Origin of the sequence: Lentibacillus persicus, assembly GCF_900112705.1 — a bacterium.
In the GTDB taxonomy this organism is placed as follows: Bacteria; Bacillota; Bacilli; order Bacillales; family Amphibacillaceae; genus Lentibacillus; species Lentibacillus persicus.
The window spans coordinates 1-13992 of record NZ_FOMR01000009.1; the positions used below are offsets into that span (position 1 = coordinate 1).

Sequence of the window (13992 nt, forward strand, 5' to 3'; positions counted from 1 at the left end):
GTTTATCTGCGGAAGATGGAGTTTATCTGCGGAAGATGGAGTTTATCTGCGGAAGAAGCCAGGGCCGAATTCGGCCTGGCTTCTTCCCGGCATCTATTAGTTACTCAAGCTCGTCCACTTTTATCTTGTGTGCCTCACCTTTCATACGCTCGGCTGCATGATATGTCGGCCCTACCATCTCGGTATACGTAAAACCGTGTTCAATAGCAGTTGTGACAAAGCTTTTAGCTAAGCGAACGGCTTCAGGCATCGCATATCCTTTTGTCATATAAGAAGCAATAGCAGCTGAATACGTGCAGCCCGCTCCGCTCGTGTTTTCCGTATCAATCCTGGGCGCTTCGAACATGGTCAGTTTCGCCCCGTCATACAGCACGTCGACTGCCTCGCCCTTCAACCTGCCGCCTTTGACCAGCACATACTGCGGGCCAAGTTCATGCAAATCAACTGCTGCCGCTTTCATATCTTCTACTGTTTTCAGCTCACGTCCATCCAACAGATAGGATGCTTCTGGAACGTTTGGTGTAATTACATCCGCCAGCGGTACAAGCCGATTCTTCAACACATCGATCGCATCATCTGCGAGCAGCTTCGAATCCAGCTTCCCAACCATTACCGGGTCAACAACTTTAATTTTCACACCTGACCCTTCAATCAGATCGGCTGCCTTTTCAATAATCGCTTTGGAAAAAAGCATCCCTGTTTTCAAGGCGTCAGTGCCAACTTGTTTCATTGCTGTTGCAAATTGCGCTTCAATTGCTTCAATTGTTTGGACATGTACGTTTTTATCTGTTCCCGGATGGCGGGCAACAATCGCGGTTACAACGCTCATTCCGTAAACGTCCAGTTCCTGAAATGTTTTCAGATCTGCTTGAATGCCTGCACTCCCGCCAGCTGCAGAACCGGCTATTGTGATAGCACGTGTTGGAAGTGTCATAATGCAACATCCTTTCTGCTGTTAAAATATGATAACTAAGAAAAACCATCCGATCATCGCCAATTGAATGACGACTTTTGCTGCAGCACCGCCTAAAAACCCGATTAACGATCCAAAAGAGGCTCTGACAGCTTCTTCAAATGTTTTTTCCTGCATTAATTCGATTAAAAACACCGCAACAAATGGAATAATCAGAATGCCAAATGGCGGCATGATAAATGAACCGATAATCACAGCAATAGCAGCACCGCGCTCGCCCCATTTACTGCCACCATATTTTTTAACAAAATAGCTATTGGCAATGATATCCGCTACGATTAAAATAACCGTCAGTATCGCCATCGCCATCCAGAAAAACCAGGTAAGTTCTTCCTCATTAATAACAAAATGATATAGTAAAAAACCGACCCAAAGCACTAATGGTGAAGGGATAATCGGAAAAATGACACCTGCAAAGCTTGCAATGAATAATGCTATAATGATAACCCAAACGATAATATCGAGCATAGACGCCTCCACCTTTTGAAAAATCTTTAGACTACAACTGTTTCTTACTGAACATACTAGATATCTTCGTTTCTTCCTTTTTATAAATACGTTTATAATTCTCCATATGTTTCAATATGCTCATAACTGATAATAACACAACAACCATCGTCGGCTCGATTCCAAAGAATATATAAGTTGTTACCAGAAATGATACGTACATAAAAAGCACACCGACAACCAAATAATCCGTAGCGAATGTAAACAAAAGTAATATGGCAATCCCACTCAGCGCCATCTTCCAGTTAACAGCAAGCAGAACGCCAATTAATGAGGCAGTGCCTTTACCACCGCTGAAGTTCATTGTGACGGGGAAATTATGTCCGATAATAATAAATAACGCATTAATGTATACCAGCAGTATTTGCGGTGACCCTGTAATACCCTGACTCTCCAATAGGTATAGTACAAGCAGAATGGACAACGTTGCTTTAAAAATATCAATAAGTCCAACAATAATTCCAAATTTCCATCCCAAAAGAATCATTGTGTTCGAGGCTCCTGAATTTTTTACACCTGTACTCTTAATATCCACGTTCTTATACTTGCCGACCAACTGCGAACCATGGAAACACCCGAATAGGTAGCCCACCAAGCTGACAAGCACGACAATTATCATATTTCCCCCTCCCCTTTAGTTAATCTTATATTCAGACACCGGCAACTTCAAGACAATTATCGCCAAAGCCGACAGATGTTATAATCAAAATTACATAACAACAATGAAGGGAAAAATCAATTTTGAAAGGCTTCCGCAAAGACATTACAGCATGGATTATCATTGTTTTAGCAGTTGCGGTAATTTTCTACCTCTACAACCACTTACAAGCAAATCGCTATATCGACCATGGTGAAGATGAACCTATGCCCGAAGAACTTCATCCAATTGTAGAAGAAAAGACAGAAACACTAATCGAAAAAGCAAGCACGATTAATATCAATGTTGTCATTACCGACACAGTACGCACAAAGAAAGAACAACGTGAATTATATGAGCAAGGCCGCTCAGAAGGTGGGCAAGTTGTCACGCACGCCCGCGGCGGTGAGTCCTACCACAATTATGGACTCGCAATCGATTACGCATTACGCAACCACGATGGCGATATTATATGGGATACTAATTATGACGGCAATAACAATGGAGAGTCAGACTGGTTTGAAGTCGCGGATATAGCAAAGGAGCTGGGCTTTAAATGGGGCGGCGACGGCAATTTCAAAGATTATCCGCACCTGCAGATGGACTTTGGACTAAGCATAAACCAGCTCCAGCAAGGGCTCCGTCCTAAAAAAGAAGCGCCGGAAGAGTAATTTTAATCATCTTGTTGCAAAAACGTTTTAACCGGTGATGTCAGATCACTCTACGTTTACAGGCAATAAAATTGCTTAACATAATCAAAATCAATATAATTAATTCAGTTAATCTGAATTCAGTTATTTTAGGAGGTCATTTTGATGGCATTAAAGGGTATCCACCATGTATCCGCTATTACAGCAAATGCAGCTGATAATTATTATTTTTACACAGAAATTCTGGGTATGCGCCTCGTTAAAAAAACGATCAACCAGGACGACCCTTCCGTTTATCATTTGTTTTATGCAGATGAAATAGGCAATCCTGGTACCGATCTGACATTTTTTGAGATCCCTCAGGCCGGAACGACTTATCCGGGTGTAAGTAGCATATCAGGTACCTCTCTGCGTGTTCCTGATGATGGGGCACTGACCTATTGGGAAGAGCGTCTGACTGAACATGGCATCGACCATGACGGCATTACGAACCAGGGTGATCGGCACGTCCTTCATTTCCGCGACCCCGAAAACCAGCAATTAACCCTTACTTCAGATGAATCAAACACTGGCGTAGCAGGCGGTAAGGTATGGAAGAACAGCAGTGTACCAAGTGATAAAGGCATCATTGGGCTCGGCCCTGTAAAACTGACCGTACAAAATCCAGAACCAACGATTAACGTACTGACCAAAACCCTGACATTTCAGCAAACCGGCAGTTACCCTTCTCCTGTTGCCGGAGAGGAAGAGATACGCGTATTTGCTACCGGCGAGGGCGGCACCGGTGCAGAAGTTCACTTGGAAGTTCGCAGTGATCTTCCCCGGGAGCGCCCGGGCCGGGGAAGTGTCCACCATGTTGCTTTTCGTGTTAATGATGAAGATGAATTAGCTGAATGGAAAAATTTATTGCAAGAACAACGCCTTCCCAATTCAGGATTGGTTGACCGTTTTTACTTTAAATCACTCTATTTCAGAGAACCGAACGGTATATTGTTTGAACTGGCGACCGACGGACCCGGTTTTACAACAGATGAACATCCCGAGCACCTTGGTGAGTCACTCGCCCTCCCACCACGTTTTGAAAGTAAACGAAAAGAAATCGAAGCAAATTTAGCTCCACTGGACACTACAAAACCGCACTGATTTGTGCGGTTTTAATTTCATATCCTTCACGAAATTAGAGAAGAGACAGGGCACGCAAGACAGATGTCCTATATCAGTGCTTAAAAAATGCTGATTTCTGGTAAATAAACAATAATTTTTATTTGAATTTTCAGTAATAATTGTCAATTTTAAGCATATAAAAGAAATACAGGCAATTCCAAAGCATATCATGGCATATAGGAGCTTTATCGAATTCACATTAAAATACAACGATATATTTCAAATTATCAAAAAATATAACGTTTGAATGAAAGGACAATACCCTATAATATTAAAATATATCTTTTTTTCAAGGCTTTTCCCCACCTTCTGTTGTTCACTATCTAGTAAAAAAGTAGTGCATCTGGTAAGCGCTTTAATACTTGGTAGTCGGACACAGTAATTACTTATACCTTATTTTTAATAAGGAGACAGGAAAAAGAAACAGGTAAAACGGCTTTTGCCCGTTAGTGGCATGAGATCGATTTTACACAAAAAAATTTGGGAGGTCATTTAGGAGATGAAAAAACTATTAGCGGCTTCAATCTTCGGTATTCTTATTCTATTTCTCGCTGCTTGCGGCGGTGGCTCTGACGATGCCAGCGGAAGCGAAGATGGAAGTAACGGAGACAGCGGGAGTGAAAGTGAAAGCGCCAGTGAAAGCGAAGGCGAATCCGGCGGGGACTCAAGACTTGCTGAAATTCAGGAGTCGGGAACTGTAACAATCGGATTTGCTAACGAAGAACCATACGGCTACCAGGAAGACAGGGAATTGAAAGGCGCTGCAGTTGATATCGCTGAAGCAGTTTTCGCTGAACTGGGTGTCGATAATATTGAAAGTCAGCTGTCCGATTTTGGTCAGTTAATCCCAGGCCTTAACGCAGGGAAATTTGATGTCATTACAGCCGGGATGGCGATAAACGAAGACCGTTGTCAAAACGTTGACTTTGGTGAACCGGAAATGACATATGGGGAAGGTCTGATTGTTCAGAAAGGCAACCCGAAGGATCTGCATAGTTACGCAGATATTGCTGAAAAAGACGCAACAGTATCAATTATGTCCGGTGCAACAGAAATTGAGTTCGTTCAGCAGGAAGGTGTTAGTGAAGATCAGATTCAAGAAGCCGGAGATATTCCTGCAACGTTCTCCGCAGTTGAATCAGGACGTGCCGATGCGACAACAGGCACCGAAATGACGATTAAAATGGCGTTGGAATCTGCCGGTAACGATCAGCTTGAATTTGTGGAGGACTTTGAGCAGCCTGACATTGAAGGTATTCCAAGTTATGGTGCCGCAGCATTCCACCCTGATAACGACGAACTGCGTGAAGCGTATAACGAAGAGTTGCAAAAACTGATTGATGACGGAACAGTTGCTGAACTGCTTGAACAAAACGGATTCAGTGCAGAAGGCAATGCGCCGCCTGAAGATTTAACAACTGAACAGATTTGTAACGGCGAAGCATGGTAAACAACTAAGAAAGCAAGTAAGGAATAAGCATGACACGACTCCATAGGGTCCGGCTCCCTCACCCAGGGGGTCCGGCCCTATTCTTTTGCCGGGAATCCATTTCTATTTAAAGGAGTGATAATCATTAGTGCAATAGCTGAGATTTTTCCAGTACTGATGCAAGGTTTGCGCATTACTATAGAAGTATTGATTGGCTCCATTATCCTTGGCTATTTAATGGCTTTTATTGCCGGGTTTTGCCGACTTTCCAAAAACCCGATTATTAAATACTTAACTATTTTTTACGTTGAAGTCTTCCGCGGGACTTCATTAATCGTCCAGCTGTTCTGGCTGTACTATGCGCTGCCTATATTATTTGGAATTGATTTGGGAAGCGACTACATGGCAGGTGTTTTGGCGATCGCCTTAAACTATGGTGCTTATATGTCCGAAATCGTACGCGGATCGATCTTATCTGTGGCCAAGGGGCAAACAGAAGCAGCAACAGCACTTAATATGTCAAGTTTTCAGCGGATGCGGCTCGTCATTTTTCCTCAAGCCGTCCGTATGATGCTTCCGGAATTTGGTAACTACCTTATTCAAATGTTGAAAGCAACATCGCTTGTATCGCTAATCGGTATGAACGATATCTTATATTACGGTGACATCCTGAGAAGCAGCAATCTTTCCCAAGCGCCGACAGTTTATTTCTTAGTGCTTATATTCTATTTCATTATGGCCCTGCCATTAATATGGCTGACCAAAAAAATGGAAGCAGCATCGAAGAAAGGAGTGGCTAGTTAATGAATAATAACAGTAACTGGCAATGGGATACATTCTTTGATGCCTTCCCTGTTGTATTGGAAGGCCTTGGAATAACATTAGGTCTTACAATCGCCACATATTTATTCGCACTTATTTTCGGTTTTGTATGGACACTTTTCAGCGCTATCCGAATCAAACCGATACGCTGGCTGCTCCGTTGGGTTATGGAATTCATTCGATCGACTCCGCCGCTTGTGCAGTTATTTTTCATCTTCTATGCGTGGCCAATGGTCCCTGTCGTCGGCTTTGCTCTGGACCCGTTCTCGAGTGCCATTCTTGGTCTTGGTATACACTTCAGTACTTATATCGGTGAAGTATATCGTTCAGGCATTGAATCTGTCGACAACGGCCAATGGGAAGCAGCCCGGGCGCTCAATTTTTCAACCGGGGACAAATGGATGCGGATTATCTTACCGCAAGCCATTCCGCCGACCATTCCAATGCTTGGAAACTATTTAATTATTATGTTTAAAGAAATTCCGCTGGCATCGACAATCGGTGTGGCCGGCATCCTGAACCTTGCTAACTCTTATGGTTCGGCTAACTTCAGATACCTTGAGCCATTAACAATTGTGGCCATCTTATTCCTTGTACTTAGTTATCCGTCTGCTATATTGATTAATCGCTTGGAGCGGAAAGTGAATCGCCGTTTTGATAAAAAAGAAACCAGCGGCAGCAAACCAATTAAAGAAGAGAAGGAAGGAGCTGCATCATAATGACTGAAGCAATCGTAAGTTATAAAGATGTGCATAAATCTTTTGGTGATACTGAGGTGTTGACAGGTATCGACCTTGATATCAAACCAGCGGAAAAGGTGGCAGTCATTGGTCCAAGTGGCTCTGGTAAAACCACCATTATCCGTATGCTTATGACACTTGAAGAACCGACATCCGGTGATATCATTGTTGACGGCAAAAATTTATGGCATATGGAAAAGAATGGTCAACTTGTTCCGGCTAATGAAAAACATTTGCGGCAGGTGCGCGGCGATATTGGAATGGTTTTCCAGCATTTCAACTTGTTCCCGCACATGACGATACTTGATAACTGTATGTCAGCCCCGATTCACGTTCAGAAGGTAAGCAAGAAAGAAGCCAAAGAGCGATCGATTGAAATGCTGGAAAAAGTGGGACTCGGTGATAAGCTCGATAACTACCCAAACCAGCTTTCCGGCGGACAGAAGCAGCGTGTTGCCATGGCACGTGCGCTTGTCATGCGGCCAAAAGTGATGTTGTTTGATGAGGTGACCTCGGCACTTGACCCTGAACTCGTTGGTGAAGTACTGGAGGTTATCCGTGATATTGCTCAAGAAGGTGAAATGGCTATGGTGCTTGTAACGCACGAAATGGAATTCGCACGTGACATTGCTGATCGGGTATTATTCCTTGATAATGGCGTCATTGCTGAAGAAGGACCGCCTGAAGATGTGTTGGAAAACTCGACGAATGAACGCCTTCAGAGCTTCCTCCATCGTTTCAGAGCCTGATACTGGAAGCGTATGGTAAACAATTAAAAATCCGGCCCGTCTTAGCTAAGACGGGCCGGATTTTTAATGCTTATTGGCTATCCTGTTGCTTCTCTCCAATAATTTTCACTTCACGTTCAAGGGCGACACCGAACTTCTCCTTCACTGTATCCTGAACATATCGAATCAAATTAATATATTCCGTTGCTGAAGCACCATTAAAATTAATGATAAAACCTGCATGCTTCAAAGATACCTGTGCGCCACCTATTTGTTTGCCCTGCAGGTCACTGTCCTGAATCAGCTTCCCGGCAAAATAGCCGGGCGGACGCTTAAAGACACTCCCGCAGGATGGATACTCCAGCGGCTGCTTGGACTCACGTTTAAATGTCAGATCATCCATTATAGCTTTAATATCCTCATATACGCCTTCTTTTAAGGTAAACGTGGCTTCCAGCACAATGTAGCCTTTATCCGGAATGTTGCTGGACCGATATTCCAAATCAAGTTCTTCAGCCGGCAATGTAAGAAGATTGCCTTCACTATCCACCACTTTCGCACTTTCAAGTACGTCCTTAATCTCGCCGCCATAAGCTCCTGCATTCATAAACAAGGCGCCCCCGACTGACCCAGGGATTCCACAGGCAAATTCAAGACCTGACAGTGAACGGGACAGAGCTTTTTGTGAAACATCAATAATCCGGGCACCACTTTGCGCTACAAGCTGAGTGCCCTTTATACTGACTGCTGCGAGCTTGCCCAGGTTCATCACAATTCCTCGTATGCCCCCATCGCGTATAATCAGATTTGATCCATTACCGAGTAACGTAAACGGAATATTATCGTTCAGTGATAGTCTGACGATTTCCTGTACTTGTTCATATGTTTCAGGCGTTACATAAAAATCAGCTTTGCCGCCCAGGCGCGTATACGTATGATCTTCCAAACATTCATCAGACAGTACATTATCCGCTGAGGTAATGGCTGTCAGTTTTTCATAAGTGCTGAAACTGCTTACCACAAACATCAATCCTTTGCTGTTCTTTCTAACCTCTTCTGCAATTGAAGAAAGGAATAAATCATTTTATCAACCCGGGTATCTTCATGTAACGCGCTATGTCCCAAGGTCGGGTCTTTAATCATTTTATAGGTTAATTGGCCTTCATCTACAATTTTTCGTATGCCTTCGATGCTTTTCGGGCGTGCTACAGAATCCCCTGTGCTTCCAATACTCAGAACGTCTAAATGGTCCGGTATAGCATTTTTATTCAAGCGAAGCCTTTTAAGTGCATATGAATCAGGTTTAAGGTCTTCCGCAGCAGGATCATGATGGAGTTTGAAATAGCCCTCATTGTATATCCCGTTAATCGGGCTGCCGATAACAGCCAGTTTCTTTACTTCCGGATAGTGTGAATAATCCTGGTAATTCTCGATGTACTCAATGGATACGAGTCCTCCCATCGAGTGACCAACCAGATTGACCCTTTTCACCCCAAATGTTTCCTTCATATGAGCCATAACCTTTGCCAGCCATTCAGCAGTATCCTCAATACTGGCCCGATTGTTTTTAAACACAGGCTGAACAAACATATTCGCAGTATGTTCCCTGTTATTCAGATGGTAAACATCCAGTTTGCCGGCCGGGGATACTTTATATACAAGGGATCGCTTTCCAAGGTTATACGTGTGTTCGAACCGTTCAAGCATATTGCCCAGCGAATTCTCGGTTCCCTTATAACCATGAACAAAAACGGTCGGGACCTCCATATTTTTCTCTGACTTTGTTGACTCGGGCACGTATAGCAAACCAAAAACACTGCCTGTTAAAATTAAAAATACGGCTGTGCCCACAATATATTTAAACTGCATAAAACGTTCCCCATTATAATTAGCTGTTTGGTGAAAGTGTTTTTTGCTTCAGGATAAACCGTGTAAAATAGGCGCCAATGCCGAATAAGAGTATTTTAACGGTTACTAAAGGTACAACAAAGAAAATGGTATAGCCCATCGCAAGCCATATCATCGAAACCCCCATTATTTTTGCCTTTAGGGGGATCCCCTTTCCTTCCCGGTAATTCCTAATATAGGAACCGAAATATTTATTGGTAATCAGCCAATTGTACAAGCTATCGGAGCTTCTGACAAAGCACGCGGCTGCAAGCAACAGCAAGGGAGTAGTAGGTAAAAGCGGGAGTATGATACCCAATATACCCAGCCCAACTGAAATTAAGCCGCTTAAAATTAATAACATCTTTTTTATACGTTGCATTGTTAACACCAGCTGTATATAAGCTTTTAAAAATAATCATTCTTACTAATTATTATAGCATCTCCCGGCGTATTTTGCCTCATCGTCTATGGACTTTGTATGACAAATACAGTACACTGTCAAAAAATTTACCTCTTGACTTCTCGTTTCTGACTGGTAAAATACTAATTAACTTTAATTAGATAAAGTGATAAAGCAGTGAAGCACAAATAGAAATGGAGTTTTTACATGCGTTCTTTTATGTCCAGTGTAGAAGGTAATTTGAGTCCCAGTGACTACCAGTTGAAAAATAGCCTGATTACAACGATTAAAAACCGCTTTCGAACGTATGGCTATCAGGAAACCGGAACGAAAACGTTCCAGGATTATGATGTCTATTCATCCGTTATTGGGACGGTTCACAAGCAAAACATGATTAAAACAATTGATTCCTCAGGTGAAGTGCTCGTATTGCGCCCTGACGTGACGATCCCGATTACCAGAAGGATGGCAGCTGATGAAGAAACCGATGACAGACTGTTCTATGTGGAAAATATCTTTCGTCAGCTCGGCGAGGATAGTCAAAACAAAGAATTTACCCAAGCCGGCGTCGAATGTTTTGGAGAAAACGCATCAGACAGTGATGCAGAAATGATCGCCCTTGCCGTCCACGTATTGCAGGATTTAAAGTTTGAGCACTTTAAAATTGAAATCGGGCATGCAGGCTTCTTCAAAGACCTTATCAATGAATTGCCTTTGTCCGATCTCGAATCAGAAAAACTTCAGGAACTTATTCAATCGAAAAACATGGCTGAAGTTGGTCCATTTTTGGAAGAACTGCAAGCCGAAAAGCATGTCATAAATGCCGTTAAAGCCATCCCTTTACTTTATGGAGATCCAAAACGTGTTCTTGAAAAGGCTGAATCGATTATTGTAAATGACAGCATGAAGACCAGAATCGATAACTTGAAGTACGTTTACGGTATATTGAAAGCGTACGGAGTTGAAAACTCTGTCGTCTTTGACCTCGGACTTATCAATCATATGAACTATTATTCCGGTATTATTTTTCAAGGGTATATTACCGGTTACAGTAAACCAGTGCTGATGGGCGGACGTTATGATCATCTGGCCGAGCAATTTGGCCGGGCGACACCTGCAATTGGCTTTGGCTGTATTGTTGATGATATATTCAAGGCCCAAAAGGCATCCAGGCAGCTGACAGAAACTGATTCTCCGAGTCAATTGACCATCCGTTACGATAGCAACAGCATGAAAGATGCTTTAGCTGCTGCGAACTATCTCCGGGACTCGGGCGTACGTGTCATCACAGAGAACACGGAAAACCATAATCAGAACGTCTCATCACGATTTATCGCGCAGTTTAAACAAGAGAACGCGGTATTGTTTAATCAGCAGGAAGAATGGCATTTTCAGACGGCTGATGAATTATTGATTCTGCTGAAAAGAGAAATGAGGGAAGGCTAAATGGAACAAATTACGCTGGCACTTGCCAAAGGACGAACAGCTGAAGACTCGATTAATCTGCTTGAGAGCGCTGGCATCCATTTCGATGATTTCACCGCTGAATCCCGAAAACTTGTTTTTAATGATACGACCGGCAGCGTTAAGTTAATTTTTGTTAAGGCTTTGGACGTGCCGACGTATGTTGAAAACGGGGCAGCCGATATGGGGATTGTCGGTAAAGATAACATCATGGAATCTCAAGCCGATGTATATGAAATACTTGATTTAAAACTTGGTCAGTGCAAGTTTGCAGTGGCTGGTTTTGCTGATCACCAGCCTCTTGGAAACAATGGTTTGACCGTTGCATCCAAATATCCTGCAGTTGCCAGACGCCATTTCCAAAAAAGAGGCAACTCGATTAAAACGATTAAACTGAACGGCTCGGTCGAGCTTGCTCCCATTATTGGTTTGGCTGATGTTATCGTGGATATCGTTGAGACCGGCACAACGTTACGGGAAAACGGCCTTGAGGTCCTGGAAGAAATGGATTCCATCAGTACAAGATTGATTGTTAACAAAGCAAGTTTTACAACAAAATCAGAAAGTGTACACGCATTAATCCATTCGTTACAAAAAGGCTTGGAGTGATCAAAATGAAATTGCTGACAGCTGAACAATTTTTTCAGCAGAAACAAAATCTTACCGACCAGACCAATTATCGCAATGTGGATTCGGCTGTATTGGACATAATTGCCGATGTGCAAAAATCAGGTGATAATGCACTGGTTAAACTGACTGAAAAGTTCGACGGTGTATTGCTTGATGAACTCGCTGTTTCCGAGGAAGAATTTTTGGAAGCGGAAAAGTCTGTAAGCGAGGAATTTAAACAGGCCATTCGCACCGCAAAGGAAAATATTTTGACATTCCATGCGAATCAAACAGAACAATCATGGTTTATCAATCAACCGGGCGGCATCACGCTCGGTCAAAAAGTGACACCTATGGAACGCGTTGGTGTCTATATCCCAGGCGGAAAGGCATCGTACCCGTCCACAGTTTTAATGAATGTGATCCCTGCTCAGCTGGCAGGTGTCAAAGAAATTACCATTACCACCCCGCCAAACAGCGATGGCAAAGTGAGCCCGTATGTGCTCGCTGCAGCCAAAGAAGCCGGTGTCGATACGGTCTATAAAGTTGGTGGCGCTCAGGCGGTTGCTGCACTCGCCTATGGCACCGAAACGATTAAAAAGGTGTTTAAAATTGTCGGCCCGGGCAATGCATACGTTGCACGAGCCAAGAAGTGGGTTTTTGGGGATGTTGCAATTGATATGATTGCCGGTCCAAGTGAAATTTGTATCGTTGCAGATGAAACGGCTCCCCCTAATTTTGTGGCAGCAGACCTTTTATCACAAGCCGAACACGATGAAGACGCCCGCCCTATTCTAATAACAACCAGTAATGAGGTGGCAGAGGCTGTTCAAGCAGCTGCATACGAGCAGGCCGAACAGCGTGAACGTAAAGACATCATTCAGAAATCACTCTCAACTAACGGGCGTATTGTCCTTGCCGACACACTTGCGGAGGCAATCGCTACTGCGAATGACATTGCACCGGAGCATTTACAGCTGATGATAAACGAGCCGTTTGAGAACCTGGCAACTATTACGAACGCCGGAGCAATCTTTATCGGCAATTATTCACCCGAGGCGCTCGGTGATTATGCTGCTGGTCCGAATCATACACTCCCGACCAGTGGTACTGCGGCATTTTCGTCGCCGCTTGGTGTCTATGATTTCGTAAAAAAATCAAGTGTCATCCATTATCCCCATCAGGCACTGGCAAGCATTTCGAAGGATATAACCACCCTTGCCGATGCTGAAGGTTTGTCAGCGCACAGTTATTCAATTCATATCAGAAAGGATGAAGAAGACGATGCGTAAAGCTTCCATTAATCGTAAAACGTCAGAAACAGCCATCTCCGCTGAATTAGCTCTGGACGGCAAAGGGGTGTCGCAAATTGATACAGGCATCGGCTTCTTCGACCATATGCTGACACTCATGACAAAACACGGTCTATTTGAACTCACGCTTCGTTGTGACGGCGACCTTGAAGTCGATCAGCACCATTCGGTAGAGGACACAGGGATTGTTTTGGGGCAGGCATTTAAAGAAGCACTTGGCGATAAAGCAGGCATCACACGCTACGCTTCCGTAACAACGCCAATGGATGAGGCACTTTCATTCATTTCCGTCGACGTAAGCGGGCGACCATATCTTGTTTACAATGTTGACGGACTGAAAGATAAAGCAGGCACGTTTGACACAGAGCTGACTGAGGAGTTCTTCCGAGCCTTTGTTAACCACGCCGGGATCACATTGCATATCAACCTGGCGTACGGCTCGAACACCCATCATATAATTGAGTCTATTTTTAAAGGTTTCGGCCGTGTGCTTGATCAAGCCGCTTCCGTCAGCGGACGAATCGAAGGCATTCCATCGACTAAGGGATCACTCTAGCAACAGTAGATTTCTGACGGCGAGGAGCCGATCTTTTTACGATTCGCTCGCTCGAGTTGGGCCGTTCCTCGCTCGAGTTGGGCCGTTCCTCGCTCGAGTTGGTTTTGCAC

General features: G+C 43.7%; 16 protein-coding genes. 10 read left to right on the forward strand and 6 right to left on the reverse strand.

Translation table 11 applies throughout. The features are described from left to right. Positions 1–100: 100 nt before the first annotated feature. The 3 genes from thiD to BMZ22_RS12135 are packed head-to-tail and all read right to left on the reverse strand — an operon-like array spanning position 101 to position 2099. Positions 101–934, reverse strand: coding sequence for a bifunctional hydroxymethylpyrimidine kinase/phosphomethylpyrimidine kinase (gene thiD, locus BMZ22_RS12125; RefSeq protein WP_090085954.1), 834 nt, complete (start codon positions 932–934; stop codon positions 101–103). A gap of 21 nt (positions 935–955) precedes the next feature. Continuing rightward, on the reverse strand, positions 956–1441 hold the full coding sequence (locus BMZ22_RS12130; RefSeq protein WP_090085956.1) for a DUF456 domain-containing protein: 486 nt from the start codon (positions 1439–1441) through the stop codon (positions 956–958). A gap of 31 nt (positions 1442–1472) precedes the next feature. Continuing rightward, a complete protein-coding gene (locus tag BMZ22_RS12135) occupies positions 1473–2099 on the reverse strand; it encodes a glycerol-3-phosphate acyltransferase (protein WP_425434286.1) in 627 nt (208 codons plus the stop codon). Positions 2100–2221: 122 nt separating this feature from the next. On the opposite strand from BMZ22_RS12135, the gene BMZ22_RS12140 reads away from it, so the two are divergent. From BMZ22_RS12140 to ehuA, 6 genes are all read left to right on the forward strand, one after another. Beyond that, a complete protein-coding gene (locus BMZ22_RS12140; RefSeq protein ID WP_090085959.1) occupies positions 2222–2788 on the forward strand; it encodes a M15 family metallopeptidase in 567 nt (188 codons plus the stop codon). A gap of 144 nt (positions 2789–2932) precedes the next feature. Continuing rightward, complete coding sequence (locus tag BMZ22_RS12145; RefSeq protein ID WP_090085961.1) at positions 2933–3910, forward strand: ring-cleaving dioxygenase; 978 nt, start codon at positions 2933–2935, stop codon at positions 3908–3910. A 520-nt stretch (positions 3911–4430) separates the two neighbouring features. Beyond that, complete coding sequence (gene ehuB / locus BMZ22_RS12150) at positions 4431–5381, forward strand: ectoine/hydroxyectoine ABC transporter substrate-binding protein EhuB (protein WP_090085963.1); 951 nt, start codon at positions 4431–4433, stop codon at positions 5379–5381. 123 nt (positions 5382–5504) lie between these two features. After that, positions 5505–6164 carry an ectoine/hydroxyectoine ABC transporter permease subunit EhuC gene (gene ehuC / locus BMZ22_RS12155; RefSeq protein WP_090086269.1) on the forward strand — a complete coding sequence of 220 codons (660 nt, stop codon included), beginning with the start codon at positions 5505–5507 and terminating at the stop codon, positions 6162–6164. Beyond that, positions 6164–6901, forward strand: coding sequence for an ectoine/hydroxyectoine ABC transporter permease subunit EhuD (ehuD, locus tag BMZ22_RS12160; protein ID WP_090085965.1), 738 nt, complete (start codon positions 6164–6166; stop codon positions 6899–6901). Before ehuC ends, ehuD begins: the two co-directional genes overlap by 1 nt. Continuing rightward, positions 6901–7671 carry an ectoine/hydroxyectoine ABC transporter ATP-binding protein EhuA gene (gene ehuA, locus BMZ22_RS12165; RefSeq protein ID WP_090085967.1) on the forward strand — a complete coding sequence of 257 codons (771 nt, stop codon included), beginning with the start codon at positions 6901–6903 and terminating at the stop codon, positions 7669–7671. Before ehuD ends, ehuA begins: the two co-directional genes overlap by 1 nt. A 70-nt stretch (positions 7672–7741) precedes the next feature. Here the strand turns inward: ehuA and murB are convergent, their stop codons facing one another. The 3 genes from murB to BMZ22_RS12180 are packed head-to-tail and all read right to left on the reverse strand — an operon-like array spanning position 7742 to position 9919. Then, entirely contained in the window at positions 7742–8677 is a 936-nt protein-coding gene (gene murB / locus BMZ22_RS12170; RefSeq protein WP_090085968.1) for a UDP-N-acetylmuramate dehydrogenase, read from the reverse strand. Continuing rightward, the gene (locus BMZ22_RS12175; RefSeq protein WP_090085969.1) at positions 8677–9519 is read right to left on the reverse strand and encodes an alpha/beta fold hydrolase; all 843 of its coding nucleotides are present in this window, start codon (positions 9517–9519) and stop codon (positions 8677–8679) included. The genes murB and BMZ22_RS12175 overlap by 1 nt, the downstream gene beginning before the upstream one ends. Positions 9520–9538: 19 nt before the next feature. Continuing rightward, entirely contained in the window at positions 9539–9919 is a 381-nt protein-coding gene (locus BMZ22_RS12180) for a YbaN family protein (protein WP_090085971.1), read from the reverse strand. Positions 9920–10147: 228 nt separating this feature from the next. Here BMZ22_RS12180 and hisZ point away from each other — a divergent pair, with 228 nt between their 5' ends. Genes hisZ through hisB form a run of 4 tightly spaced genes read left to right on the forward strand, consistent with a single transcriptional unit; the run spans position 10148 to position 13882 of the window. After that, complete coding sequence (hisZ, locus tag BMZ22_RS12185; RefSeq protein ID WP_090085973.1) at positions 10148–11386, forward strand: ATP phosphoribosyltransferase regulatory subunit; 1239 nt, start codon at positions 10148–10150, stop codon at positions 11384–11386. Beyond that, on the forward strand, positions 11387–12013 hold the full coding sequence (hisG, locus tag BMZ22_RS12190) for an ATP phosphoribosyltransferase (protein ID WP_090085976.1): 627 nt from the start codon (positions 11387–11389) through the stop codon (positions 12011–12013). Between the two features lie 5 nt (positions 12014–12018). Continuing rightward, positions 12019–13305 carry a histidinol dehydrogenase gene (gene hisD, locus BMZ22_RS12195; RefSeq protein WP_090085978.1) on the forward strand — a complete coding sequence of 429 codons (1287 nt, stop codon included), beginning with the start codon at positions 12019–12021 and terminating at the stop codon, positions 13303–13305. After that, positions 13298–13882 carry an imidazoleglycerol-phosphate dehydratase HisB gene (gene hisB, locus BMZ22_RS12200; RefSeq protein ID WP_090085981.1) on the forward strand — a complete coding sequence of 195 codons (585 nt, stop codon included), beginning with the start codon at positions 13298–13300 and terminating at the stop codon, positions 13880–13882. Before hisD ends, hisB begins: the two co-directional genes overlap by 8 nt. Positions 13883–13992: the final 110 nt, after the last annotated feature.

What these genes read in the sequence shown, in the direction of transcription:
- murB (WP_090085968.1), bottom strand. Translation starts at nt 8,677, where the DNA reads ATGTTTGTGGTAAGCAGTTTCAGCACTTATGAAAAACTGACAGCCATT.
- BMZ22_RS12130 (WP_090085956.1), bottom strand. Translation starts at nt 1,441, where the DNA reads ATGCTCGATATTATCGTTTGGGTTATCATTATAGCATTATTCATTGCA.
- BMZ22_RS12180 (WP_090085971.1), bottom strand. Translation starts at nt 9,919, where the DNA reads ATGCAACGTATAAAAAAGATGTTATTAATTTTAAGCGGCTTAATTTCA.
- thiD (WP_090085954.1), bottom strand. Translation starts at nt 934, where the DNA reads ATGACACTTCCAACACGTGCTATCACAATAGCCGGTTCTGCAGCTGGC.
- ehuB (WP_090085963.1), top strand. Translation starts at nt 4,431, where the DNA reads ATGAAAAAACTATTAGCGGCTTCAATCTTCGGTATTCTTATTCTATTT.
- hisZ (WP_090085973.1), top strand. Translation starts at nt 10,148, where the DNA reads ATGCGTTCTTTTATGTCCAGTGTAGAAGGTAATTTGAGTCCCAGTGAC.
- BMZ22_RS12145 (WP_090085961.1), top strand. Translation starts at nt 2,933, where the DNA reads ATGGCATTAAAGGGTATCCACCATGTATCCGCTATTACAGCAAATGCA.
- BMZ22_RS12175 (WP_090085969.1), bottom strand. Translation starts at nt 9,519, where the DNA reads ATGCAGTTTAAATATATTGTGGGCACAGCCGTATTTTTAATTTTAACA.
- hisD (WP_090085978.1), top strand. Translation starts at nt 12,019, where the DNA reads ATGAAATTGCTGACAGCTGAACAATTTTTTCAGCAGAAACAAAATCTT.
- ehuA (WP_090085967.1), top strand. Translation starts at nt 6,901, where the DNA reads ATGACTGAAGCAATCGTAAGTTATAAAGATGTGCATAAATCTTTTGGT.
- hisB (WP_090085981.1), top strand. Translation starts at nt 13,298, where the DNA reads ATGCGTAAAGCTTCCATTAATCGTAAAACGTCAGAAACAGCCATCTCC.
- hisG (WP_090085976.1), top strand. Translation starts at nt 11,387, where the DNA reads ATGGAACAAATTACGCTGGCACTTGCCAAAGGACGAACAGCTGAAGAC.
- BMZ22_RS12135 (WP_425434286.1), bottom strand. Translation starts at nt 2,099, where the DNA reads ATGATAATTGTCGTGCTTGTCAGCTTGGTGGGCTACCTATTCGGGTGT.
- ehuD (WP_090085965.1), top strand. Translation starts at nt 6,164, where the DNA reads ATGAATAATAACAGTAACTGGCAATGGGATACATTCTTTGATGCCTTC.